The organism is Mesorhizobium liriopis (genome assembly GCF_024053505.1).
In the GTDB taxonomy this organism is placed as follows: domain Bacteria; phylum Pseudomonadota; class Alphaproteobacteria; order Rhizobiales; family Rhizobiaceae; genus Mesorhizobium_B; species Mesorhizobium_B liriopis.
The window spans coordinates 277,073-302,266 of record NZ_JAMXQS010000005.1 but is presented as its reverse complement, the minus strand read 5'-3'; the positions used below and the strand labels follow the sequence as shown (position 1 = coordinate 302,266).

Below are 25,194 nucleotides of genomic sequence, written 5' to 3'. Positions count from 1 at the left end.
CAAGGCAATGGCGTGAGAGCAGGAGGGGAGCGGGCAATGACGCTCGGCAGAAACGGGGCCAAGCACTCTCATTGCGAGCGGTCCTGGCACGGATCGATGGCTGGCATTCGGCTGGTCGTCTCGAACTCTCTGGTGGTTCAGGCGATCAACCAGGATTGTCCGCCCCCATGCTCTGGCTAGCGTCATGTTCGCGATGGCGAAATATCATAGGATATTCTTCCGGCCTCCCCGATCAAATTACTCATTCGACGCGAAGAGAAAGGAACCACTTTTGCCGTCTTGCGGTTTGCGGGTCACTTCCGCCGTCAAGCCTATCAAATGTTTGAAAAATGCAGCGAGACAGTGATTTGGATGTGAGTGTCCAGGGCATGGGTGCCTTGATCGAGTCTCATGCCTGGGCAGAGACATCCCTTGGGCCCGTCGCGACATGGAGCGAGGATTTTCGCCATTCCCTCGACATCTGCCTGTCCGCGCCTTTTCCGATGGCGATATGGTGGGGGTCCGATCTCGTTCAGCTTTACAACGATCCATTTCGCCATGCCATCGGAGCGGAGCTTCACGCGACCAACTTCGGCAAGCCACTTTCACACGGCTGGCGCACGTTCTGGCCGCTCGTCGCTCCTGCCGTCGAGGCCTTGGTTTCGGGTCGGGAAAAGAGTGCGCTTGTGGAAACGCTGCCGTTCCTCGAGACCAGTCAGAGTGGCGCCAGCGGGTCGATCTTCGCCATGTCGCTGACGCCCTTGCGTGGCCGGCAGGACGGCGTCGCCGGTATCATGGCGACCTGTCGGGAGGTGGTGCCTGGCAGCATCGTCGATCAACGCCGGGGCACACTGGTTGCCCTCGACGATCTTCTGTCCCCCCTCGACCTTCCGGAAGCGGTCGCAGCGCGCAGTTGTGAACTGCTCGGCCTGCAACTCGGCTTGTCGAGCCTGTTTCTGGTCGAGGTGGATGAAGAGGCGCGCTTCGAGACATGGCCAGGCTGGCCTGCTTCCGCCCTGAAGCCAGATTTCGGGCGGCTGTCGGATGCCGCGCTGGACGCCCTGCATGGCGGCAGGCCCTGCCTTCTGGGATCAGACGGCGACACGGTTCTCTTCATGCCGGTGCTTGTGGACAACCGTCTGGCCGCCATGCTGGTGGTAGAAGGCGGCGAGGCGAAACGCGAAACGATCGGTCTCCTGAGCGAAGCGCTCAAGCGGATCGACATTTGCCTGAAGCGAGCGCGCGCCCACCAAAACGAGCAGGCGACAGCACGTTCGCTCAAGGCCGCGATTGCCAACGCGCCGCCTTTGCTGTGGCGCTCCAAGCCCCGGGGACACTGGTTCTGGTCGAGCACGCGCTGGGAAAGCGTGACGGGGCAGACGGCCGAAGAAAGCCACGGGCAGGGCTGGCTCGCCGCCTTTCACCCGGATGATCATGTGGCGTTGCGCGCCGCCTGGACCAAGGCCGAGGAAGGCACAAGCCTGCATGCCACCGCACGGCTGAGGGTTGCAAAGGACGCCGAGTATCGCTGGTTTCAGGTAGACGCCGCATCGGTGGGGCGTGGCGATCAGGAGCAATGGTTCGGGTCCTGCACGGAAGTCGATCATCTCTGGAAGGACCGCGAGGCGCATAAATCCGCGCTCGACGAGATGCATCATCTCGAGCGCTCCTCGCTCGCCCTGGTCCGTGCCATCGCCAGGCGTAGCGCGGAGGAAACCGGGGATGCGAGCGATCTCGCCATGCGTCTCGATGGCCGGCTCGAAGCGCTGGCGCGCATACAGGGCGTTCTTTCACGCGAACCGCAGGGCGAGGTCGGGCTGGATTTCCTGATCGCGGAGGAACTCGCAGCACATGGCGCGTATGAGGACGGCGTGATCCGCCTCGAAGGCCCGCCGGTTTCAATCCGACAATCGGCAGCCCAGGCGGTGGGCCTCGCCATCCATGAACTGGTTTCGCATGCCGTTCAGAAAGGCGCGCTCTTGCACGACGACGGATCGATCCGCGTCGGCTGGCGGATCGAGCACGATAGTGGCATGGGCGAGCTTGCGTTCTCATGGGATGAAACAAGCGAGGCCGATGAGGACAGCAGTCTTACGAAGACGGACTTCACTTTGCTCCAGAAGCTTCTGACCACGGAAATCGGCGCACGTTTTGCCATCGAAGCGCAGCCACGCGGTTTTCTTGCCAGTATCTCCGTGCCGCTTTCTCCCGATTTCCTCCACAGGATACCGGCTTGACGCTGACGCCCGCCTTCTTCGCGCGCGACCCGCTCGGCGTCGCGCATGACCTGATCGGGGCGGAAATTCTTGTCGATGGTGTGGGCGGCACGATCGCCGAGACGGAGGCCTACCGCACCGATGATCCGGCCTCGCACAGCTTTCGCGGACCCACGCTTCGCAACCGCGCGATGTTCGGCGAGCCGGGCCACGCCTATGTCTACCTGTCCTATGGCATGCACTGGTGCCTGAACTTCGTTTGCCTGCCCGGCAGTGCGGTTCTGATCCGTGCGCTCGTACCCGAACATGGTTTGGAGCGGATGGTGGAGCGGCGAGGGCTGGAAGACAGGCGCAGGCTCTGTGCAGGCCCGGGCCGGCTCGCCCAGGCGCTTGGGCTCGACAAGAGCCATGACGGCCTGTCGCTCTTCGCGCCACCTTTCGAGCTGAAGGAAGCGGGCACCGTTCCGATGGTCGCCGCGGGGCCGCGCATCGGTATCACCAAGGCAGCTGATTGGCCCTGGCGGTTCGGCCTGAAGGACTCGCCCTATCTGAGCAAGCCATTTCCGAGGCCATGAAAAAGGCCTCCGAACGCAGGGTTCGGAGGCCTCAGGGCAACTGGAGGGTTGCGAGAGACGGTTAGCGGCGCGACCAGCCGGCGACAACGGTGCCCTGGTCACGATGACGGCCGCCCAGCGTTGCGCCGAAGTAAGCGCCGACAGCCGCGATCAGAAGCGAGGCGGCGGTGGCAAAGGCTGCGATCAGCGTCGCCTTGCGAGCCTTTTCCGCTGCATCGCGTGCGGCCTGCTCGGCCTGCTGAGCTGCGGTCACGAGATCGTTGACGCGCGCTTCCGCAGTCGGCTGGTCGATGCCGGTGCGTGCGGCCAGCGACTGGGCGAGATAGGTGCGGTCGTCGGCCGAGATCTCGCCATCCGCCAGCGTGTTGAGGATGCGACCGACTTCTTCACGCGAACCCTGCGGGGCTGCGCTTTCAGCCGTGCCGTTGCCACGCAGGTAACGATCGATCAGCGTGTCGAAGTTCGGGCCGTCCGCCTGGGCACCGAAAGCCGCTGCGGCAGTGGTGGCCGTGCTGGCAGCGCCGCCGGCGGCAGAGCCGACTGCGGTCGCAGCCGTCGAAACCGCACCGGTCACGCTCGACACCAGAATTGTCGCGCCGATGAGAACGCCGAGCCCCCAGACCACGAGGCCGTGCGAGCCGTCGCGCACATCGGACTCGTCTTCCGTCGCATCGAACTTGCGGCGACGCAGGCGGCCCGTGAGATAGCCGCCGGCAAGGCAGGCCGAGACCTGAACCCAGAGCAGCCACAGACCGGCGATGACGGCGAACCAGAAGGCAGACACGCCTTCACCGCGATAAGGCGACGCGAAGCTCAGGCCCAACGCCGAGCCGAAGGTGAGAAGCAGAAATGAAATGGCGAGCGAAATGACGGTGCCGGCCAGGATCGCGGGCCAATCGACATATGATGTCTCGTCACGCTCGGTGCCGGTTTCGACGACGACCGCGCCGGGGGTAGGGGATAGAGCCATGGTGGAACTCCGAAGTGATGTCGCGCGGCGTGCCGGATCGAAACGAAAGCGATGCGGCTGGCAGCGAGAGCGTTACGGCTTCTTCAGCCTGGATCTCAGCGCAGGCCGAGCAGCGACAGGACCGCGAGAACGATGACCACGAGGCCGACGAGGTAGATGATGCCGTTCATGACGAAACTCCGTGAAGACGGCCCCCGGCATGGATCACCAGGGGCGGACTGAAGCAGAGAACCATCGAGCGTGAACAATGTTCCGTGAGCGAGGCGTGAAAAGAGCAGTCTTCGCGTTAGGCGACGGCGCGGTTGATGCGTCAGGGCTGACGACTATCTGAACTGCCTGCGCCGTATGGTTTCCGGAAGCTTAACAGAGGACTATTCGCGATGGCCGATCTTTCCGCTTTTCCGATCACGAAACGGTGGCCAGCCTCCCACCCCGACCGCATCCAGCTCTACTCGTTCGGGACGCCCAACGGCGTGAAGGCCTCGATCGCACTGGAGGAGCTCGGCCTGCCCTATGAGACGCATCTCGTGTCGATCATGAAGGACGAGCAGAAGACGCCTGAATTCCTGTCGCTCAATCCGAACAACAAGATTCCGGCGATCCTCGACCCCAACGGTCCGGGTGGCCACCCGCTGGCGCTTTGGGAATCGGGTGCGATTCTGATTTATCTTGCCGAGAAGACAGGCCAGCTCCTCCCCGCCGACCCTGCGAAGCGGCTCGAGACCCTGCAATGGCTGTTCTTCCAGGTCGGCGGCGTCGGGCCGATGTTCGGCCAGTTCGGCTTCTTTTACAAATTCGCGGGGCGCGAGATCGAGGACAAGCGGCCTTTGGAGCGTTATCGCGACGAGAGCAAGCGCCTGCTCGGCGTGCTCGACAAGCAACTGGACGGCCGGGAATGGCTGGCGGGCGACGCTTACTCCATCGCCGACATTGCGACATTCCCCTGGGTGCGCGCGCTGAAGACCGGCTACGGCGCCGAGGATGTCCTGGGCCTCAGTGCATTCGGCCACGTCACGGCCTGGCTCGACCGGGCGCTCGCGCGGCCTGCCGTTCAGAAGGGGCTTGAAGTGCTCAACGCGAAATAGTGCTGCAACCTGTTCCGCTCGGTCGCCGTTCTGCAGGCACCCGAACAGGAGAGTTTCCCATGAGCGACCAGAGCGTGAACTTCGACGAGAACCGCCTGCCGGCCGAGGATTTGGCCGCCGAGGATCGTGCGGCCCTCGACATGGAACAAAGCGGTTTGCCGACCGACCGCGACGATCTCTCGATCGACGATTGGGACGGCATCAGCCCCGGATCGGAAGAAGTCTCGCTGGAAGAGTTGGAAGCCGGCGAAGCAGCAAGCGACGGCGATTGGGAAGACGATGACGACAACCCGATGAACGACAGCGACGAAGCGCTGCCGGAAGACAGCGAGGAAGCCGCGATCCGTCAGGATTTGATGGATACGACCGAGCCGAACAGGTTCGACGACGGGCAGTAAGATTTGGGCTGGCTATGGCGTTAATGAAGCCAGTTCGTTGAGGTTACCTCACCCTCTATCCTCCTCGCGGGAATATAGAGGGTGAGATCTCCATAGTTGCGGCATTCCAGTTTTAATTCGAGCACTGTCTTCTGCCGCTTAGTCCCCTGCCGCTCAAACCACCCAATTAGCCGGCCGCCTCTTCGCCCGCACCCGATCGATGTTCGGCATGTCGTTGGTCTCGATCCAGTGCCGCGCTGCCGCTTCTTCCCGCCCATGGAAGCGCCAGCGCTCGACCATGCGCCGTTCGAGCTCGTCACGCTCCACATCCAGAAACACCGTCAGGTCGAAGAGTGAACCGAGATCCCGCCAGGGTGCTTCGTCCAGAAGCAGGTAATTGCCTTCCACCACCACGATCGGCGTTTCAGGTGTCACGAGGGCCGCGCCCGCCCGCGCGAGCTCCATGGACCGGTCGAAGACCGGCACGGCGATCTCGGGCTCGTTCGCCCTGATGCGCTTGAGCAAGGAAGCAAAGCCGGCAAAGTCAAAGGTCTCGGGCGCGCCCTTGCAATGCGACAGGCCTTTGGCCTTCAAGACCACATCGTCGAAGTGATAGCCGTCCATCGGCACCAGTGCCGCGCGGGCGCCGAGCCGATCGACCAGTGCCGCAGCTAGCGTCGACTTGCCGGAAGCCGGCGGGCCGGCAATGCCGACCACGAAGCGGGGCGCATTCTCGGCTTTTTCCGAAACGAGTGTTGCCAGCCGTGCCAGAGTTTCCTCGGAAACGGGGGAGGGGTCCGATGCCAAAGCGCTCTCCATCACCATCAAGAGTGCCAGCCTCTAGCAGGCACCTTCGGCCGAGAAAAGCAGCAAGGCTACTCGCCCAGCGCCACCCCTTCGCGTCGCGCATCCGCGCCGCCGATCAGGCCGTCCGGCGTCACCACGATGGCCTGAATGCCGGAATTCATGTCCATCAGCTTGACTTCATGGCCTTTGGCTTCGAGCGCAGCCTGCCACGTCTCGGCATTGGTGTGCGCTTCCAGCTCGGTCGGCCCGTTGCGGCTGCCGAAATTCGGCAGATCGGCCGCCTGTTGCGGGTCGAGCTTCCAGTCGAGCAACCCGACCAGCGTCTTGCCGACATAATTGATGATCTGGCTTCCACCCGGTGAGCCGAGCACGGCGTAGAGTTTGTTGTTCCCGTCAAGCACGATGGTTGGCGCCATCGAGGAGCGCGGCCGCTTGCCGCCTTCCACGCGGTTTGCGACCGGCTTGCCCTCCTCTTCCGGCGCAAAAGAGAAGTCCGTCAGCTCGTTGTTGAGCAGAAACCCGCTTTTGGTCATCAGTCGCGAGCCGAACCCGTCTTCGATGGTGGTCGTCATCGACGCGGCATGGCCCTCGCGGTCCACCACCGAAATATGACTCGTGCCGAACTCGATGCCGTTGGATGGCGCGAAGCGGAACTCGGTTTTCTGGAAGGGCGGATCGCCTGCCTTGGCTTCGCCGATCGACCGCGTGGGGTTGAGGAGCGCGGCGCGGGTCTTGATGTAGCCCGGATCGATCAGCCCTTTGACCGGTACGTTCACGAAAGCCGGGTCGCCCAGATAAAGCGCACGGTCGGCGAAGGCGAGCCGCCCGGCTTCCGATATCCAGTGAGCGGCTTCCGCACCGGGTCCCATTTGGGCAAGGTTCTGCTCTTCCAGCACACCGAGCATCTGTTGCACGGCAATCGCACCCGAACTCGGCGGGCCCATGCCGCAAATTCTGTAGCTGCGATAGGTGCCGCAAACCGGTTCGCGCTCTTCGACGCGATAGGCGGCAAGGTCTTGAAGTGTGATGTCGCCCGGATTGGTGGGGTGCTGCGTGACGGTCGTCACGATGTCCTCGGCGACGGCTCCCCCATAGAAGGCATCGGCTCCCTTGTCGGCAAGTGCACGCAGGGTCTTGGCGAAAGCCGGGTTCTTGAGCACCGTGCCGGTCGCTTTGGGCGAGCCGTCGGCTTCAAAGAAATAGGCCTTTGCAATCGGATCGCCGGCCAGATATTTTTCCTGCGCGAGCAAACCGTTCAGGCGTGGCGAAATGGGAAAGCCCTCTTCCGCGATGCGGATCGCGGGTTCCGTCAACCGCTTCCATGGCAGCTTGCCCCAGCGCTTGTGCGCTTCTTCGAGAAGCATCGGCGTGCCGGGCACACCGACCGAGCGTCCGCCCACCACAGCGTCATAGAATTTCAGCGTCTTGCCGTCGGGCCCGACGAAACGATCGGGCTTGGCGGCTTTCGGCGCGGTTTCCCGCCCGTCCAGCGTCTTGACGGTCTGGCCGTCCCACACCACCAGAAACGCGCCGCCGCCGATCCCCGAGCTTTGCGGCTCTGTCAGGTTCAGCACGAGCTGCACGGCAATCGCGGCATCCACCGCGCTGCCGCCTTCGGAGAGCACCGCGCGCCCCGCTTCCGCCGCCAGCGGATTGGCGGCCGCGACCATCTCCCGTTTCGTCGTGACCGCCTGTTTGGCCGTCACTCCCGTCGCCGCTTCCGGCAAGGGCCGCGCTTCCTGCGCAAGCGTGGGAAAGCCTGCGAGGAGCAGACCTGCCACGAGAAGATTCCGCAACATCTGTTGCATGCTGTTCCTCCCGAACGCGTCCACCAGCTGGCGCAGTGCAACACAATTGTTCGTCTCGCGCCACCCGTGGCGCACGAAGCGCGACGGCCTTCGAGCATTCTCCTTGAGGTGCCCAAGACCTCTTGGGCTCGTCCTGTTGCGATCCTGCCTGCACTCATCCATGCCATGCGGATTCAAGAGCCAGCCCGTCCGGGCGAGCGTGCCGCGTTCTCGTGCTGTGCCTGCCCCTCATATCCGTTCATCGAGATTCGCCCGTTGCCGCCGCTCCACCTCTGCGCTAAGGATGCAGCCGTCCGCACCCGTAGCTCAGCTGGATAGAGCGCTGCCCTCCGAAGGCAGAGGTCACAGGTTCGAATCCTGTCGGGTGCGCCAGCAAGATCGACGGTTTATGGCAATCCGTGTTTGTGAGGTTTTGGGATTACTCACCAAACACTCACCAATGTGCGCGGCGCGAGTGGAAGCCACACATGCGGGAAAGCCGAATCGATCCGCGTGGAAGATGCGGTGGACAAGTTGTCCGTTTGAATGGGAGTCGGGCGGGTTGAAAAGCCGCGCAATCGCGTTGACTTTGGACTGGCATATCCGACAGGCGTGACGGGTTTTTGGCGCAGCGGGATCGTAGCCGTCACGACATTGCTCTCTAGGTCGGCTACCTTTGCTTCATGTAGCAGCGCAATCATCGCCTTTCGGAGTTCCCGCGGATACTCTGTCGGCCCTAAGATTAGCCGGTTTAAAAGCGTTGATGGACTTGCCTGAAAAAGCGGGCCGCCTTCTGGTGAACGGGTTCGGTACGGGCGTCGAGGTCAGTCATGCCATGGTCCATGGCGGGCCATTCCCGGCAACCTCCGACAGCCGCTCGACCTCGGTCGGCAAGTGTTGCCACTGCCAGCTTCCTGCGCCCGGTTTCCTACCAGGACATGCCCGAGGATATGCTCCTCGCAGCGCTCAAGAACGATAATCCAGTGACGGTGCCAGTTTGCCGTGACGCACGCATGACCGAGCGGGCTGGGAGAGGATGTTAACGCTGGTTCCGGTCAGCGCAGTGCCTGAACAAGGTCCGTCCGAGGCAAGAAACGGATGCCTCGCCGCGTGGATCATTCCAGGCGCGGCGAGGGGCGCGCAACGAGCCGTCTCAAAGCGCCTGATGTGCGAAAGGCCTGCCGATCAGGCTGCTATCCCGCGATAGTCAGCCGCTTCGTCATTCTTCAACCAGTTCGAATACCAATTGTCGAACAAGGCCATCTGGGCCTCGACGTAGCCGCGCTGGCTGTCTGTCAGCGCATCGCTCTCGTTGAAGTGCAGGGCATATTCCTGATCGCCTTTCAGCACCATCATATGTTTGTAATACAACACCAAATCCGGGCCCTCGTCGAAGGAGGAGAGAACGGCAAGCGCCTGCTCGAGCTCGAGCACCTTCCTGCGGGCCACGGCATCACCGTTGGCCGCGGCCTGCGAGAGCTCGCACAGGTGGATGACCTCTCGGGGCAGGACGTTTCCGATGCCCGTGATCGCGCCGGTCGCTCCGCAGTTGATGAATCCGTGCACTACTGCCGTGTCGACGCCAACCATCAGCGAGACGTCGTCCGAGGCGCTGGTGATGAACTCCGCTGCGTAGCGCATGTCGTCGGGTCCGCCAAACTCCTTGAAGCCCACGAGGTTGGGATGCTCTGCGCGCAAGGCGAAAAATAAGTCGGCGCGGGTCACAAAGCCATAATAGGGGCTGTTGTAGATGATGGCCGGAACATCGGGGGCCGCGGAAAGGATGGCCTTGAAATGCGCTTTCTGGGCGACGGCCGACGAACCGCGCGAAAGCACGCGTGGAATCACCATCAATCCCTGGGCTCCTGCCTTCTGAGCGTGCGCGGCATGCGCCGTCGCCGACGCCGTATTGACCGCCCCGGTACCGACGATCACCGGAATTCCGGCGTCTACCAGCTTGGATACGCCTTCCATTCGTTGTTCGTCCGTCAAAAGCGGCCAATCACCCATCGAGCCGCAATAGACGACTGCCGACATCCCCTTGGCGATGAGTTCCTCGGCCTTTCGGACCAAGGCATCGAAATCCGGTGAGCGGTCCTTTGTGCAGGGCGTCATCAGCGCCGGAATGACTCCGGAAAAGATCGGTTGTTTCATCTCAGGCTCTAAATGCGTCAGTGGATGTGGATTCGGGGGATGTGGGCTCGGAGACTGGCATCAGGCAATGGCTCACCCAAACGCTGATTTGGGAGTAAGCCACCACCTTCTACTCAAAGCAGCATAGTAGTTCTGCTCGTGGCTATCGGTTTCTGATTACCTATGTCGCGGAGTGAGGCTTGATGCAAGATTGGCTGGGCCAAATCGGCGTTGGGCTTTTTGCTTGCCTTGCCCGGTGTGAAGCCAAAACCAACGGGCTTTTCTCTGTGGGATGCGGCTAAGACCATCGCCAACCAAGCGTTACCTAGCCACGAATCCGAGAGGGAGCATGCTAAACGCTGCCGTCATGTTGTCGTCGGAGCAGGAATTCGACTCGCCGAAAGCATCGATGCTGGCCAGGGACTGAAGTTTCAACAGCATCATATGAGGGCATCCACGCCAGCGATCAGCGTGTCCGATCTTGATGGCTGGATATCCGCCTGACCATGCGGCTCAAGCGCACCGATCCTTCCTCACATGCTGAGCATGCGCCCCGACGTGTTCAGTTGTCAGGCGACCGACGCGGCCAAGTTTATCAGGTCGATGCCTCAGCGTGGCCACTGGGCGATTTCAGCGTGGAAATCTGCAAGTGGTACATTGCGCGATATGAAGCGTTACCGAGCGGGCAAGTCTTCTTCCCTGTCTCGCAAGGTCGCGCGGTCGAGTTGCTCGAGCAGGCGGCTGAAGCGGTCGGGAAGGTCGAAGTCCACCTGGAACAGCGAAACGTGTTCCATCGCTTCGCGCACGCGTCCCCTGACGGCTTTGCTGCCCAATGTTCCGGTCTCACCCTTCATGCGCCTTCGCCCACATGCCTCTCAGCCTTTTCAGACTTAAGTCGTGCTTAAGACGAGATAGAGCAGGAAGTTCCATCACTTCTGCTGCTCGCTGGCTCACGGTGCTCCTGTATTCTTTCGCAGCCTCGACCGGCTCAGCGAGCGGTCCAGGTCAGCTCTGACAGCGGTTTCAACGCGAAGCGCGCTTGGTCGCAGTGTGGTTATTCGCCGGCCTGTCGATCAGCTATCGCTGCCGAGAACAACCGCCGATGCAGGTGCCGTGAGTGTCCAGATGAGCTTGCCGGACGTGCGGCTGCGTATGGCTGTTCCGCTCAGCGCAAGCGGCGCCACTCGTTCGAGGACTGTGGTGCCAAAGCCCATGCGCGATGTCGGTTGGGTGTCGTCCTCGATCGACTTCGCTTCTTCGCTCCACGTGAACCGGAAACACGGTTCTGAAGCGCTTTGCAGTTCCCATGAAGCATTCACGCGCCCGGCCGGCGTAGAAAGCGCGCCATATTTGGCCGAGTTCGTGCCGAGTTCATGCAGAGCCATGCCGAGATACTGGACGGCGTTGGTCTGAAGGTGAACCAGGGGGCCTGACAGCGTGATCTGGTCTGGCCTGCCAAACGGTGAGAGTTGCTGGCTGACAAGCTCATGGAGACTGGCTCCGGCCCATTGCGAGGAAATCAACAGATCCTGCGAGCGAGCAAGGCCCATCACTCTGTCGCGCATGCCTGCTTCGAACTCGGCAACCGTTCGCGAGGTTCGTCCAACTTCCTTGAGAATGGAAAGGATCACGGTGAACTGGTTCTTGGTCCGGTGATTGACCTCTTGCAGCAAGACAGCGATCCGGCGCTCGCTTTCCTTGGTGGCGGTGATGTCGCGCGCAAACTTGGATGCCCCCACGATCTCGCCGTTTGCGTCGCGGATCGGAGAAACGGTGATGGAGATCGAAACGAGCGAGCCGTCTTTGCGGCGCCGTGTCGTCTCATAGCTTTCGATCCGCTCACCGCGCTTGATGCGCGTGATGATATCGGTCTCTTCGCTCAAGAGGTCTTCGGGGATCAGCATGGTGATGGAACGGCCAATCGCCTCATCGGCTCTGTAGCCGAAAAGGCGTTCAGCCGCGCTGTTCCACGACAGGATGATGCTGTTCAGGTCCTTGCCGATGATCGCATCATGCGATGACTCGACGATCGCTGCCAATCGGGCTGCAGCCAGAGGGTCGTGGGGCGCCAAGGCTTCGGAACAGTCGGTCATGAGTTCACTGGATGGATGTGACAGGCAGCGATGACAACCTCAAATGACACCGGGAGCCTCTGATCAAGCCTGATATGAAATGCACTGCGCCGATAGGCTCCGCAACATCTGCAACATGGAAATCGGACGCCGGGAAGCCGGAAGGCGCCATATCTGTCTTTTTGAAGAGCCACGGTAGAGGCGCCCGTCTCAACTGAGGCAATCGACTGCGTCGGAGCGGGTGATCGCCTGGAAACCGGCGGACGCTGTGCGCAGTGGTCGTGTCCACGCGTCCAGCACAAAGCTCATGTCCCGCATGTTTGGGACTTACGTATGCCGTTCCTCGACCCGCAGCGACATGATCCGATCGCCTTGGTCGTTGTCGATTATCAACTCATGTGCGCCTGCAAGAGCTTCAACGAGCGTTCCGGCAGCCAGCATGTCGCTCACCAGTTCGCGTCCGTAAGCGCGAGCCGCTTCAACATCGGCAAACTCGGCGCCGATCGCGTCGGGGCGCCATTCACCGTCGAAGACGTGGAAGAAATATCGGGCCATACTCGGCGCTATGCGGCAGGCCAACGGAGAATGATAGGCAAAATGATAGGGGACGCGCCTGGTCACCGCTTCAGCTGGTGATGGGGCGTTGGCGTCAGACAAGTGTTCCGGCGAGGGCCTTGACGATATTGTCGGGATCGACCGGCTTCTCGCATCGCTTGATCTCGGCGAGACGCTCAGGAATATCGCGCTCGCTGTAGCCTGTCGTGATCACAAGCGGCACGCCACGGGCGACAAGCGCGTCAGCCACGGAAAATGCAAGCTCGCCGCCAAGGTTGAGGTCGAGCACGGCTGCATCGATTTCAGTCTCAATGGCTATTTTCCTTAATGCGTCCCCGACATTGCCAACGGGGCCGACAACGGTGCTGCCTTGCTCCTCGAAAGCCCGTCTCAAGTCGTCGGCAAGCATGTACTCGTCTTCAATGACGAGGATGCGCCTGCCTCTCAGTCCGGTGCTAGGCATCTGCTGTTTCCGCCCTTGTTCGTTCCGACACAGGCAAGCTGATCGTACAGTGCACGCCGTTGGGCTCCATGACATAGGTTGTCCTGGCACCGAGTTGGTGGGGAAGGGCCCGTTCGATCAGCTCTCGCCCCAATCCGCCGCCTTGGGCGGGCGCGCCTTCGGGGGGCATGGCGACACCGCATTCTCGCCAGTCGACATGAAGCCAGGGCACACCACCTTCGCCCGAGATTTCAAGCTGCCAACTGATCAAGAGCCGTCCCGCTTCCTGTTTAAGCGCACCGTATTTCAAGGCATTGGTGGCAAGCTCATGCAGCGCCATGGAGAATGTCTGCACGGTGGACGAGCGCAGCATGACGTTTGCCGGCCCGTCGAGCACGACACGCTCGCTTTCCGCATCGAGCGCCATGAGCTCGGTGCGGATGAGCTCATCGAAGGTGATGCGCTCCCACGTGTTCATGCGCGAAAGGAGGCCTTGCACGCGGGCCAGCGCCAGCAACCTGTCCTTGAAGGCTGGCGTGAAATCATCCAGGCTCGTGCTGCGCCGCAAGGTCCGGTCGGCCATGGAGCGCACCACGCCCATCAGATTGCGCGTGCGGTGCTGAAGCTCGGCGACAAGCACCTGAAGTCTTTCTTCGCTTGCGCGCAGTTTCTGGTCGGCAAGCTTCTGTTCGGTGACATCGAAGCTGACGCCGTTGATGATCCAGGGTGTGGCCAGTTCGGCACGGCCGCGCAGCTCCACCCATCGACTGGATGTCGGACCTCTGGCCACTTGCACCTGGGTGTGGAACTCCTCACCAGGCGCGATATTCTTGAGAGCCACATCGGCCAACCACATTGCGCCCTCGGGGTGCATGAGGTCGGCGTACAGCGACACGGCGTGGGGCTGTTCGTCGGTCGAGACGCCTCAAAGCTTCTGGACGACCGTGTCGGCTCGCACCGTGTTGGTCCTGGTGTCCCACGTCCAAGCGCCCATCCCGCCGCTGTCCAGCGCAACGCGGCGTAGCGCCTCGCTTTCGCGAAGCGCCTCATCTTTTCGTCTTTGCTCCGTTACGTCGAAAGTCACACCGTGGAGCATGAAGGGGTTGTTTGCCTGAGCACGTCCGCGCCAGCGGATCCAGCGCCCCGCCGTCGGCCCTTCGACAATCGCGAGCTGGCCGTCGAACTCCTCACCAGCCTCGATAGCTTTCGTGACAATGATCTCCATCTCGGCTGCGCCTTCTGGCGACATACGGTCCGTGAAGCGGGAAAGCGCGTGGAGGTCATCGGATGGTGGCAAGCCCCATAGTGCCAGGAACTTGGCGTCGCCCCAGATCAGGCGCTTGTCGAGGTCCCATCGCCATGCACCCATGCCGCCGCCTTTCAGCGCGATGCGGCGCAAGGCTTGGCTCTCGCGCAACGCCTCCGCTGCCCGCGCGCGGTCGACGGCAGCCCATATGCGCTCAGCCGCCTCCTCGATTAACTTCAGTTCGTGTTCCATCCAGTCGCGCGGGGCTGCGGTCTGGACGACGAGGACGGCGACTAGCTCCCCACGCTTTATCAGCGGCACGCCGACGGAGCCGATGACGTTCAACGCCTCGTTGATCACGCGCTGGGCCGGCTCGTACCGGTCGTCGGCGCGTACGTCGCGAACGACCAGCCGCCGCCCCGCACGGAACTCATCGATGATCCAGCGGCCCAGCGACTCTGCCGGGTGCGTGCCGGCAAGCGGCTGCGCGACGTCGTGCTCGAAAAGGGTCACAACGTTCACGGCCTCCCACTTGCTGTCCTCATCCTCGACGTAGAAGGCGCGGTTGACCCGCAATTGCTCACCCAACACGCGGCCCGCAGCGGCCTGAATTTCGGCAGGTCCGGCCAGTGGCCGCAGCGCGTCGCTGAGCTTGAGCAGGAACGCTTGCCGCTCCTCGCTGTCGCGCAGGGCAGCTTCTGCCCGCGTACGCTCGGTGACGTCATCGAAGACAATGGCGATGCGGTCATGTCCACGAACGGGCGAAGCCTGGACGTTGTACCATCGGGAGGTTGGCGCATTGTACATCTCGGCGCGCTCCGCGATGCCGAAAGTTGGATACCCGATGGAAGAGTTCCAGCCAGTACGGTTCGACATTGGGCATGAACTCGCTGCCGAGTTTGCCGACGGTTTCGGGTGGCAACCCCGTTGTGCGTTGGTGAGCTGGGTTGGCTTCAAGCAAACGATAATCGACGACCTGACCCCACTCGTTCCGTACCATCTCATGGATCAGAAACCCTTCGTCGATCGACTCGAATACAGTGCGGTACTTTTCTTCGCTCTCGCGCAACGCTGCTTCAGTGCGCGCGCGCTCCATAGCCGCCCACGCGCGCTCCGCTACGTCCTCGACAAGTGCGATTTCTGCAGAACTCCAGTGTCTTGGACGAGACGAGACCGCAACCATCGAACAGAGTGGGTTGCCCGCGCCTTTACGTATCGTCGAGGCAAGCATCGCTCGCATCCCCAGAGCTTCGCTATTGGTGCGCTCTGCTTCCGACAGGCCATGCCTTTCGAGGTTGTCATTAATTACGAACGTCTTTTCGAGGACCTGTTCGTAAGCCTCGGGAAAATCGGATAGTCTGACACTGGACGGGAGAGGTGGAACCGTGTCGTTGCCGATTTGGTACGGAAAGTCCGCCTTATCATCTTCGGGCCTGTAGAAGGTGATGTAGGATCGATCGAGCGCCATATGATCGGACAGCAACCGAATGGCACGGTTCGCAACGGCATCGACGGTGGGCTCTGCACGAAGCGCATCACTTAAGGCGAGGATAAACGCTTGCCTTTCCTCGCTCTCGCGTAGCGTCGCCTCAGCACGCTTGCGTTCGGTCACGTCTGCAAACACGCTGGCGACCAGGCGGCTGCCCCGCTCTCCAATGATGGAAGCGTAAACGGAGTACCACCGGCCACTGTCGGGATGATATTGCTCGAACCGAACCGGATCGCCTGAGCGAACGACCGCATCATAGGTTGCGAGCCACGTCGGAGCGGAAGCCGGCACATAATCGCTACCGAGCTTGCCGGTGGGATCGTCTTGTCCGGTCTGCTTGAGAAAGGCCGGATTGACCTGGACGTAGCGGCAATCTCGCGGCTAGCCTCCCTTATCGTACAGAACTTCCAAGACGCAGAACCCTTCGTCGATGCTCTCAAACAAGGTGCGGTACTTGTCCTCGCTCTCGCGCAATGCCGCCTCGGCGCGCTTGCGGGCATCGATGTCGATGTTCATCCCGGCCCACTTTTCGATCCGTCCTTTGGTATCGAGCACGGGAGCCGCGCGCACATTGGTCCATCGCCACCCGCCATCTGGAGCACGCAGACGGAACTCGGCATCGACAGGAGTGCGCTCTGTGATCGCCTCGCGCCATTGCTGCTCGGTATGGTCGCGATCATCGGGATGGATGGCGTTGAGCCACCCGTAGCGGAGCCACTCTTCAAGGGTTTGCCCGGTATAGGCACGCCAGCTGGGACTGTCGGAAACAACGACGCCGTCGGCATCGGTTTCCCAAACCGCCTGGGGCCAGTTCTCGATCAGAAGGCGGTGCCTTGCCTCGCTGAGCCGCAGAGCATTTTGCATCAACACGTGCTGCGTTATCTCTTTAAGTGTCCAAAGAACGCCGGCAACCTGTCCCGTTTCATCGTGGACGGGGGCATAATCCACATCGAACCATGCATCCTGCAGCCGGCCCTCCCGAAAAACCGGATAGCGTTGCGCGAGAAGTCGCGCGGATCTGCCGGCCATGCCGGCAGCCACGTCGTCGGCAAAGACATCGCGCGAGCGGGCAAAGGTCTCGAACGCCGATCGTCCCAGCGCGAGCGTGCGGTGCTCGTGGAGGAGATCGGCGAAGCGGTCATTGTAGAGATGGATCGCGTTTGGACCCCAGACGAGGCTCATCATGCTGGGCGAGCCGAGCATCAGCTCGACGATGGTCTTCAGGCTCTGCGGCCAGCGGGTGACGGGGCCGAGCGGTGTTGCTGCCCAATCCTGCTTGCGGATGAGACGCGCCATCTCGCCGTCGCCTGGAGGCCAAAATTGATCCATTCAGCCCTGCTCCGCTTCAGCCCAGCTGCGCATAGGATCGCCAAGCCGACCGCAACAAATGACAGCTTTGGAGACACGCAGTTCCCGCTGGCAGTTTGGATTTGAAACGTAAGGCATCGCTCCATCAAGCCTATCACACCGCGAAAGCTTTGGGCCCTCCTTCAACCATGGGCAGCAAGCAGATCGGCAGCATATCTGCGCTTGGGCCGATGAAGGCAGCGCCGACATATTGTGCCGCCAGTTCGGGTGCTGTGCCGGCGAATGCAAAGGTGAGCGTGAGTGAGGCGAAGCGCGTCCCGACTTCCGGATCGCGGATGAAGTCAGCCGTGAGAACGACATCCGGTTTCGGCCCGGACCGATCCCGCGCCGTCTCATGAACGATACCCAGGCCAATCGCTTGCGCGGGCTATCCGAAGCGTGCGGGAGGGCTATTGGAAAGGCGTCGAAAGGGACTGGCCGACAATCCCCTATCGGCCGACCTCAGAGGCTCGGCACGCCGCCTGGGACCTTTGATCTCAGGTCGTTGAGGTCCGGGGCATCGATCCGGCGGAATGCTGCGACAACCAACTGGAAGGCACCAAAGGCAAAGAGACCCAATGCTGTGAACGCGAACAACAGCCATCCATAGGGTTGATCTGCGAGAGCCCTCAAGGCCCCCGTCAGCCCGGTCGCCTCCGCAGGATTGGCATGAAGGGCCGCCAGCATCAGGAAGCCTCCGATAATGAGGAACACAAGACCGCGGGCGACATAGCCTGCTTTTCCCATAAGCCCGGCCCACCGGCGCTGCCGCGCACCCAGCTCAAGATGTTTCAGCACATCGCCCTTCACGGCTTTCCAGCCCAGAGCAAATCCCGTACCCACAATCGCAAGCCCTACGGCAGCGACGAGCCAGCGCCCGAAGGGAGCCGCCATCAGTGTTGCGGTCCAGTCCTGTGCAGAACTTTCTCCGTTCCCCGAAGTCGCATTGCCCAGAACAATTCCGGCCGCTGAAACGGCGAGAGCGCCGTTCATGATCGCGCTGACACCGCAGCTTATCCGCCGCAACACGGCCTTGCCGTCAGTGCCGAGCCGGTCGGCATCGAAGAGGGACTGAGCCACACGCCAAAGGGCAAAGCAGAGGAGACCGAAGGCCACGATGGCGAGAAGGAACTCCCCGAACGGTTGTGAAATGATCTCCTGAAAAACACCCTGCGTGTCGGTGACGGCTCCGCCCGAGCCGAGAGCTGCGACGGACGCCAGTCCTCCAAGCACCAGATAGACAACCCCTCGGGCCGCATAGCCGACGCGAGCCAAATGTGTGGCTGTTCCACGCTGCAACAGTTCGTCTCCCTCGCTTCAAGCCGAAGCCGGCAAATGGCATTGGTAAACACGCGAACTGCCCAAATGATCCGCTGCGCTCGCAGGCGCGAGCACATCGGAGACAGCAAGCGGGAAGCGCAGAAGTGAGAAATGCAGGTCGAGGTGGAGCCTGAAAACGGGACCGCAACCTTCGGTCAATCTCGACTTGAACCCGACACGCGTTGCCGGCTCAATCCCAGACCCTGTTCGTAAGTTCGACGGTTCCGATCCTCGGAATACTTGGTGGCGAACGCGGTCCGCCTGTCGCCCTCAGACGCGTCCTGTAATCATTGCCGCGTAAAGCAGGACCCCGCCAAGCGTCAGAAGACCGAGAGCTGCGGCCTGAAGCGCATGTTTAGATTCGTTTGACATGGCAATTCCTCCCAGATGCTGTCTCGTTTCGAGACAACGAAAAGAGAGGGTGCAACTCTTGTGCCGGGACCTTCGAGCGGAGGGTCCGTGCCGACAGGCTGAAAGTTAGAAGTCTGCGAGGATAACGAGGGCGGTCAGCCCAGCGAGACCCATCAAGGTAAAGACACCCAAACCGACCAGAGTCAGGTTTTCACGTGTCCGCTTCGTCATCTGCCTGCACCTCTCCGAGCAATGTCTCGTTTCGAGACACGCTTCGGACCGGCTGCAAGTTTCATACAAAGCGTGAAGAGGGGCTTGTTGCAGCAAGGCTGGGGAAGGGGACGTTGACTACCGGCCATCTCACGTCGAGGCTGCCAAATTCGTCGCGAAGTGAAAACTCGTTTCGCCGCGAACCAAGCTGATGCGTCCTTGATCTATGTTGTGGCGCGATCACCGGGCCATGCGACCTTGCGGCTGAGAGTGGGAAGGAGGGAACCCATGGCAAGCAGACAGATTCCCGCTCACCTGGAAGACGCACAGGATCAGGTGCCTGAATATCTGCGTCGATCGATCGGTGTCTCACCATTCCAACAGCGAAGCCGCAAGGATGAGATCCTGCGCCTATCCGGCATGGGGCGTGGTCTGACGGAGATAGCCGCTCTGCTGAAGTGCACCTATGCCGAAATCACCGATGTTCTCGACGCACCCTAAGTGCATAGGTCGAAAGGACGTAGGATATTCGCAAGAGATCGAGCCTTTCCACGCGCCTCATATTGCGGAATGAAACGTTACGCCTTCCACACCCGAGACCGATCCTCGCGATGCGGCTTGCTAACGGAGCCGCGTCGGCCGGCGAGCCGAAAGCAGGTTGTCTTGTCGAGGTGAGCAATGGCCTGCACGGCAGGTCGCGTTCCTTATCGAGACCCCTTGACGCCGAAATCACATGCCATCCGGAAGCCAATTCCAGGGCCTGCGCCGCCATCATGGAATGATCCGACCCTGGGCTCTTGCCTGTCGCTTTCTTCCTTACGGCGAATAACGGCACAGTCTTGCGGCCAGCGCCCTCTTGAGCCGATTAGATGGGATCGAAATTCGATCCTTGAGTTCGGTCACCCTATTGCGGCCGACAAGGTTGTTCCGACCCTCGTCACGAGCGTGGGGTGCCCTTGCATGACGCCCCTTCCGGTCTGGAAACCTGTCGCGGTTTCAGGACGCGGCAGTGCGGGACGCCGAACATCCCCGTCAAGATGACGCGTTTATGAGAGATCCCAGAAGAAGATCAGCGATCCTGGTCATCAACTCCGAACTTGCGGTGGGCTCGTCATCCAGCGACACTGAGCAAGACGGATCGTCGCCGGCGTCGTTCGGAGACGGCTCTACACCGTGCGATCTTGGTGTCGGTGTCTTGATGAATGTTGGTGCGGCGACACCGTGATCGTGCTCTCCGCCAAAGGCGGAGCCGTCCGCATCTGGCTGAATTGGACGGTCGAGCGCTGTCGATGATTCCAGAATCCGCTTCTGATGGGAAGGGTGATGGCGAGCAGCGAAGCATGGCCGATCGGCGATGGAGAGATGGCTCGCCGCGTACGCGGGCAGGATTGGTCAGCGACCCCGCTCGGGAGCGTTGGAACTTGGCCGCAATGCCTGAAGACGATTGTCGATCTCTCGCTCGCATCCCGCCAGGCGATGATGCTTGCCTGGGGACCGGAGCGCATCCTTTTCTATAACAATGCCTGCGCCGCTATCCTGGGAGACTATCATCCACACGCGCTCGGCATGCCGCTCGATATGGCGTGGCCCAGCCTGTGGAACGAGATCAAGCGGCTCGCCGAGAGGATCCAGGCTGGCGAGGCCATCGCCTTCGATGCCCTGCCGCTGGTGACGACGCGGGATGGGCATAGTGAGGGAGGTTGGTGGACCTTCTCCTTCTCGCCATTGCGCGACGAAAGCGGCGCAGTCGCCGGCCTTTTGGGCGTTGTGGTCGATGCCTCTGATAAGCTCCGCGCCGACCGGGCGGAAGCGACACTGCGTGTGCGCGAAGCGGACTTGGAGCGGGTGCAGCGCATCGGCGAGGTTGGCGGGCTCGACATCGATATCGCCGACAACATGACCAGCTGGCGGTCGCCCGAATATCTGCGCCTCCACGGATTGCCGCCGACCCCGCGGCAGGAAACGCACGAGAAGTGGCGCGAGCGGGTGCATCCTGCGGACCGCGCGAATGCCGAAGCACAATTGCGCGTTGCGTTGAACGGCGACGGGACGAGCTACGACAGCGAATATCGCATCATTCGCCCATCGGATGGCGCGGTCCGCTGGATCCGCGCGCGTGCCGACATCACGAGAGACACGGACGGCAAGGCGGTGCGGCTGGTCGGTGCTCACCTCGACATCACCGATCAGAAACGCGCAAACGAGGTGTTGCGACAGAGTGAGAGGCGGCAGGCGTTTCTCCTGGAGCTGAGCGACAGGCTACAACCCCTCAGCGATCCCGGCGCGGTTGCGGAGGCAGCCTGCCGGGTTCTGGTCGAAGAATTGCAGGCGAGCCGCGCTCAGTATGCGGCGATCGTCGACGACCTTCCGGGCGCGGAGATTGCCGAACTGCGCGGAGAATCCGTCCGCTTCGGATCGCCGATGGTCCGCCGCTTCCCGGTGAAGGTCTATGGCGACAGGCTGGCAGGCCTGATCCGTTCCGGCCACACGGTGGTGCTGACCGAGGTCGCGCATGATCCCAGGATATCGGAAGAAGAAAAGGAATTCCTGCGAAGTACCGGGTTGCAAGCGGCGATCACCGTGCCGCGCGTCAAAGCTGGCCGGCTGGTTATGACGCTCAGCGTGCATGACAGGCGCAGGCGCGAGTGGACCGCGCAGGACGTCTCGCTCGTTGAGGATGCCGCCGAGCGCATCTGGACTGCTGTCGAGCGCGCCCGGGCCGAGGCGGCCCTGCGCGAGAGCGAGGCAAGACACCGCCTTTTGATCGACAGCTGGACCCAGACGATGTGGGAAACCGATGCCGATGGCGTGATCACTGCCGACAGCCCAAGCTGGCGTGCCTATACCGGGCAGACTTTCGAACAGTGGCGTGGCGAAGGATGGTTGGATGCCATCCATCCCGATGATCGCGCCTATGCCGAGCGACGATGGCGCGAGGCAATCGCCGCTCGCGAGCCGGTCAACGCGGAATTCCGTCTTCGGTCCCCAGATGGCGGATGGCACTGGACGAACATTCTCGCAGCGCCAGTGCTCGATGCAAGCGGCAAGGTCGAGAAGTGGGCCGGGATGAATATCAACATCGACGCCCGCAAGCATGCCGAGGCGGCTTTACGCGCAAGCGAAGAGAAATATCGTGCCCTCTTTGAATCCATGGACGAGGCGTATGCGGTCGTTGAGATGCTCAAGGACGACGCCGGCCATTGGGTGGATTTTCGCTTTCTTGATGCGAATCCCGCCTTCATGGAACACACATCAATGCCTTACCCTGTCGGCAAGACAGCGACAGAACTGCTTGGGACGCCCAATCAGCGCTGGACTGAGCTTTACGGCAAGGCGCTGGATACGGGGGAGCCGATCCGTATCGAGGAAACGGAGCATATGCTTGGCCGTACCTTTGACCTGAACATCTTCACGTTAGATCGAGACGGCAACCGCGTTGCGATCCTCTTCACCAACATAACCCGCCGCAAGCAGATCGAAGCGGCTCTTCGTGAAAGCGAGGAGCAGTTCCGCACCTTGGCCGACACGGCGCCTGCACTGATCTGGCGCAACGATGCCAAGGGAGAGAACCTGTTCATCAATCGCAACTTTCTCGACTTTACCGGCAAGTCCGCGGATGAGATCCGTGGCGGTGGCTGGCAGAGGCTATTCCATCCCGACGAAGCCCCGGCCCACGTGGCCGACTATCTCGCGGCCGTCCAAGCCGAGCGGGCGTGGCAAAAAACCAGTCGCATCGAACGCCATGATGGGACTTGGCGCTGGTTCGAGAACCATGCGCGGCCGCTTCTGGACGCCAATAAGAACTACGCTGGCCATGTCGGCGCTTCCATCGATATTACGGACCGGGTCGAAGCCGAGCGGGAACTGCGGGAACTTCAGGAACGGCAGGCCTTTCTGCTCAAGCTCAGCGACGCTCTGCGCCTGATCCCCGACGCGTACGACGTTCAAACGACCACCACGCGGCTGGTGGCGGAGCACCTCGGTGTCGACCGTACGATGTATGCCGAAGTCGAGGGCGAACATGGCACCGAGGCGGGAAGGATACGCGTCCAGTTCGTCCGCCAATCGGCTGACGATCAGCCGCTCGTCGCCAGATTCCCGGACCGCTTTACCTTCGACCCGTTCGGCGCGCACACGATGGCTGCCCGCTATCGCGGCGAACCGCTTGTGGTCAGGGACGTCGATCGCGATCCGGCTTTTGGCGCGGCAGAGCGAGCCGCGTGGCAAAAGGCCGGTGTGCGCGCCGCCATCGTCGCGCCCCTTGCCAAGGGCGGGCGGCTCATGGCCGAGTTCGGCGTGCATTGCATCGAGGCGCGAGACTGGTCCGACGATGAGGTGGTGCTCGTCCAGGAGGTCGCCGAGCGCACTTGGGCAGCGGCCGAGCGGGCGCGTGCGGAGGTGGCGCTGCGTGGGAGCGAGGAGCGTTTTCGCCAGTTCGGTAAGGCTTCGCAGGATGTGCTGTGGATTAGGGATGCCGAGACACTGTCCTGGGAGTACCTGACGCCGGCTTTCGAAACGATCTACGGCCTGTCGCGGGAGGACGCGCTGACGGGCAATAATTTCCGTAACTGGGCCGAGCTGATCGTGCCGGATGACCGGGAACGCGCTCTCGACATGATCCGAAAGGTCGGGGGTGGCGAGCGCGTTTCGTTCGAGTACCGGATCCGGCGGCCGGTCGATGGGCAGGTGCGCTGGCTGCGCAACACCGATTTTCCGATCTATGACGGCACGGGCCGCATCATCCGCATCTGCGGCATCGGGCGCGACATCACCGAAAGCAAGGCGGTCGAAGCACGGTTGATCGAAAGCGAGGGGCGCCTGCGCAGCGCGATGGATGTCGCGCAGGTCGGCTTGTGGGACTGGAACATGCGGACGGGCGAAATCGATTGGTCTGCGGAGCACTTCCGCATGGAAGGCTACCCTGTCAACGGCGTCACGCCGAGCTACGAGACGTGGGCCGCGCCCATTCATCCAGAGGATCGTGCCGAAACCGAAGCCGCGCTTCATCGTGCCATGGAAACGCGTGAGGAATATGTACGTGAGTTCCGCGTGCTCCATCCCGATGGATCGGTCCACTGGCTGAACGCCCGAGGACGCTTCTTCTACGATACCCAGAACCAGCCGATCCGCATGATCGGTGCCATGGTCGAGACCACGGCGCGCCGCGAGAGCGAGGACCGCATGGCGGTTCTCGTTGCCGAGCTTCAGCACCGTACGAAGAACCTGATGGGCGTGGTGCGTGCGGTCAGCGAACAGATGTTGCGGACTAGCGAAAACCTTTCCGACTTCGCGCCGCGGTTTCGCGACCGGATGGCGGCCCTGACCCGTGTGCAGAACCTCCTGTCGCGCCTAAGCGGGGAAAATCGCATCACCTTCGACGAACTGATCCGGACGGAGATCGAGGCGCTCGGGCCCTTGGCGAAGGAAAAGGGGCGCGTAACGCTGAACGGGCCGGGCGGCGTACTCCTGCGCTCGTCGACCGTGCAGACCTTCGCGCTGGCACTTCACGAGCTTGCGACCAATGCCGTGAAGTATGGCGCGCTCAAAGAGCAGAACGGTGAAATAAGCGGTCGGCTGAGCGTCGAATGGAGCCTCGGCCGGGAGGCGGGCCAGCCCTGGCTCTATGTCGATTGGCGCGAGCATGGCGTGGCGATGCCACCCAAGGATGCTCCTGCTCAAGGTGGCGGCGCGGGACGGCAATTGATCGAGCGTGCCTTGCCTTACCAACTGGGCGCCAGAACAACATACGTCATGGAAGACGACGGCGTTCGCTGTACGATCGCGCTCGCCGTTTCGGAAAAATCCGCAGGAAAGGCAGAAGACGATGACTGAACCATCGCTTCGTGGCTCGCGCGTCCTCATTGTCGAGGACGAATACTTTCTTGCCCAGGAACTCCGCCGCATGCTCGTCGAGGAGGGCCTCACCGTCGTCGGCCCTGTTGCCTCGGTCTCGGACGCGCTCGCTCTGATCGACAAGGAGCCCAGCCTCGATGCGGCCGTTCTCGACATCAATCTCGGCGGCGAATGGAGCTATCCCGTGGCGGAAAAGCTCGACCGCCGCGGCATCCCCTTCCTGTTCAGCACGGGCTACAACGAAAGCGACCTGCCATCATGCTGGCAGCATGTTCGCCGGGTGGAGAAGGGCATGGACGATCACCTGCTGGTGGCAAGCGTCGAGGATATCCTGAAGATCAGAGCATAGTGCGAATGCCAGGGCCGCACGATTTCGAGGA

The 25,194-nt window shown here is 61.9% G+C and carries 21 protein-coding genes, 1 tRNA gene and 2 pseudogenes; 9 read left to right on the top strand and 15 right to left on the bottom strand.

Annotation, left to right across the window (positions count from 1 at the left end):
* Positions 1-353 precede the first annotated feature (353 nt).
* On the top strand, positions 354-2,216 hold the full coding sequence (locus NGM99_RS11435; protein ID WP_252819210.1) for an HWE histidine kinase domain-containing protein: 1,863 nt from the start codon (positions 354-356) through the stop codon (positions 2,214-2,216).
* Positions 2,213-2,770 (top strand): DNA-3-methyladenine glycosylase, encoded by a 558-nt coding sequence (locus tag NGM99_RS11430; RefSeq protein ID WP_252818981.1) that lies wholly within the window; start codon positions 2,213-2,215, stop codon positions 2,768-2,770. The genes NGM99_RS11435 and NGM99_RS11430 overlap by 4 nt, the downstream gene beginning before the upstream one ends.
* A 61-nt stretch (positions 2,771-2,831) precedes the next feature.
* On the opposite strand, the gene NGM99_RS11425 is transcribed toward NGM99_RS11430, so the two are convergent.
* Positions 2,832-3,740, bottom strand: coding sequence for a hypothetical protein (locus NGM99_RS11425; protein WP_252818980.1), 909 nt, complete (start codon positions 3,738-3,740; stop codon positions 2,832-2,834).
* A gap of 95 nt (positions 3,741-3,835) precedes the next feature.
* Positions 3,836-3,988: a hypothetical protein gene (locus NGM99_RS11420; RefSeq protein WP_252818979.1), complete on the bottom strand. Its 153-nt coding sequence runs from the start codon at positions 3,986-3,988 to the stop codon at positions 3,836-3,838.
* Positions 3,989-4,120: 132 nt separating this feature from the next.
* Here NGM99_RS11420 and NGM99_RS11415 point away from each other — a divergent pair, with 132 nt between their 5' ends.
* Positions 4,121-4,825 carry a glutathione binding-like protein gene (locus NGM99_RS11415; RefSeq protein ID WP_252818978.1) on the top strand — a complete coding sequence of 235 codons (705 nt, stop codon included), beginning with the start codon at positions 4,121-4,123 and terminating at the stop codon, positions 4,823-4,825.
* A 59-nt stretch (positions 4,826-4,884) separates the two neighbouring features.
* Positions 4,885-5,223 (top strand): hypothetical protein, encoded by a 339-nt coding sequence (locus NGM99_RS11410; protein WP_252818977.1) that lies wholly within the window; start codon positions 4,885-4,887, stop codon positions 5,221-5,223.
* A 153-nt stretch (positions 5,224-5,376) separates the two neighbouring features.
* Here NGM99_RS11410 and NGM99_RS11405 read toward each other — a convergent pair whose 3' ends face one another.
* Positions 5,377-6,021: a nucleoside triphosphate hydrolase gene (locus tag NGM99_RS11405; protein WP_435371426.1), complete on the bottom strand. Its 645-nt coding sequence runs from the start codon at positions 6,019-6,021 to the stop codon at positions 5,377-5,379.
* Between the two features lie 56 nt (positions 6,022-6,077).
* The gene (gene ggt, locus NGM99_RS11400; protein WP_353937406.1) at positions 6,078-7,817 is read right to left on the bottom strand and encodes a gamma-glutamyltransferase; all 1,740 of its coding nucleotides are present in this window, start codon (positions 7,815-7,817) and stop codon (positions 6,078-6,080) included.
* A gap of 295 nt (positions 7,818-8,112) precedes the next feature.
* Here ggt and NGM99_RS11395 point away from each other — a divergent pair.
* Both NGM99_RS11395 and NGM99_RS11390 read left to right on the top strand, forming a co-directional pair.
* A tRNA-Arg gene (locus NGM99_RS11395) sits at positions 8,113-8,189 on the top strand.
* 376 nt (positions 8,190-8,565) lie between these two features.
* Positions 8,566-8,839: pseudogene (locus NGM99_RS11390) on the top strand (aldehyde dehydrogenase (NADP(+))); the annotation flags it as partial.
* A 142-nt stretch (positions 8,840-8,981) separates the two neighbouring features.
* Here the strand turns inward: NGM99_RS11390 and NGM99_RS11385 are convergent.
* The 11 genes and pseudogenes from NGM99_RS11385 to NGM99_RS11335 form a co-directional block, all read right to left on the bottom strand.
* The gene (locus NGM99_RS11385) at positions 8,982-9,950 is read right to left on the bottom strand and encodes a dihydrodipicolinate synthase family protein (protein WP_252818975.1); all 969 of its coding nucleotides are present in this window, start codon (positions 9,948-9,950) and stop codon (positions 8,982-8,984) included.
* Between the two features lie 653 nt (positions 9,951-10,603).
* Positions 10,604-10,783 (bottom strand): hypothetical protein, encoded by a 180-nt coding sequence (locus NGM99_RS11380; protein WP_252818974.1) that lies wholly within the window; start codon positions 10,781-10,783, stop codon positions 10,604-10,606.
* A 219-nt stretch (positions 10,784-11,002) separates the two neighbouring features.
* Positions 11,003-12,022 carry a PAS domain S-box protein gene (locus NGM99_RS11375; RefSeq protein ID WP_252818973.1) on the bottom strand — a complete coding sequence of 340 codons (1,020 nt, stop codon included), beginning with the start codon at positions 12,020-12,022 and terminating at the stop codon, positions 11,003-11,005.
* 306 nt (positions 12,023-12,328) lie between these two features.
* Positions 12,329-12,658, bottom strand: a complete 330-nt coding sequence (locus NGM99_RS11370; RefSeq protein ID WP_252818972.1) for a DUF6894 family protein — start codon at positions 12,656-12,658, stop codon at positions 12,329-12,331.
* Complete coding sequence (locus NGM99_RS11365; protein ID WP_252818971.1) at positions 12,651-13,019, bottom strand: response regulator; 369 nt, start codon at positions 13,017-13,019, stop codon at positions 12,651-12,653. Before NGM99_RS11365 ends, NGM99_RS11370 begins: the two co-directional genes overlap by 8 nt.
* A complete protein-coding gene (locus tag NGM99_RS11360; RefSeq protein ID WP_252818970.1) occupies positions 13,012-13,893 on the bottom strand; it encodes a sensor histidine kinase in 882 nt (293 codons plus the stop codon). The genes NGM99_RS11365 and NGM99_RS11360 overlap by 8 nt, the downstream gene beginning before the upstream one ends.
* Before the next feature lie 30 nt (positions 13,894-13,923).
* Positions 13,924-15,051 carry a GAF domain-containing protein gene (locus NGM99_RS11355; protein ID WP_252818969.1) on the bottom strand — a complete coding sequence of 376 codons (1,128 nt, stop codon included), beginning with the start codon at positions 15,049-15,051 and terminating at the stop codon, positions 13,924-13,926.
* Positions 14,990-15,340, bottom strand: a complete 351-nt coding sequence (locus NGM99_RS11350) for a PAS domain-containing protein (protein WP_289852458.1) — start codon at positions 15,338-15,340, stop codon at positions 14,990-14,992. The genes NGM99_RS11355 and NGM99_RS11350 overlap by 62 nt, the downstream gene beginning before the upstream one ends.
* A gap of 12 nt (positions 15,341-15,352) precedes the next feature.
* A pseudogene (locus NGM99_RS11345) lies at positions 15,353-16,099 on the bottom strand (GAF domain-containing protein); the annotation flags it as partial.
* A 15-nt stretch (positions 16,100-16,114) separates the two neighbouring features.
* Positions 16,115-17,029 carry a PAS domain S-box protein gene (locus NGM99_RS11340; RefSeq protein ID WP_252818968.1) on the bottom strand — a complete coding sequence of 305 codons (915 nt, stop codon included), beginning with the start codon at positions 17,027-17,029 and terminating at the stop codon, positions 16,115-16,117.
* 513 nt (positions 17,030-17,542) lie between these two features.
* Complete coding sequence (locus NGM99_RS11335; RefSeq protein WP_252818967.1) at positions 17,543-18,355, bottom strand: DUF1206 domain-containing protein; 813 nt, start codon at positions 18,353-18,355, stop codon at positions 17,543-17,545.
* Positions 18,356-19,249: 894 nt separating this feature from the next.
* On the opposite strand from NGM99_RS11335, the gene NGM99_RS11330 reads away from it, so the two are divergent.
* The 3 genes from NGM99_RS11330 to NGM99_RS11320 all read left to right on the top strand — a co-directional run bounded on the left by NGM99_RS11330 (position 19,250) and on the right by NGM99_RS11320 (position 25,163).
* Positions 19,250-19,462, top strand: coding sequence for a hypothetical protein (locus tag NGM99_RS11330; RefSeq protein WP_252818965.1), 213 nt, complete (start codon positions 19,250-19,252; stop codon positions 19,460-19,462).
* Positions 19,463-20,284: 822 nt separating this feature from the next.
* Complete coding sequence (locus tag NGM99_RS11325) at positions 20,285-24,793, top strand: PAS domain-containing protein (protein ID WP_252818963.1); 4,509 nt, start codon at positions 20,285-20,287, stop codon at positions 24,791-24,793.
* Positions 24,786-25,163 (top strand): response regulator, encoded by a 378-nt coding sequence (locus tag NGM99_RS11320; RefSeq protein ID WP_252818961.1) that lies wholly within the window; start codon positions 24,786-24,788, stop codon positions 25,161-25,163. The genes NGM99_RS11325 and NGM99_RS11320 overlap by 8 nt, the downstream gene beginning before the upstream one ends.
* The last annotated feature ends 31 nt before the right edge of the window (positions 25,164-25,194 follow it).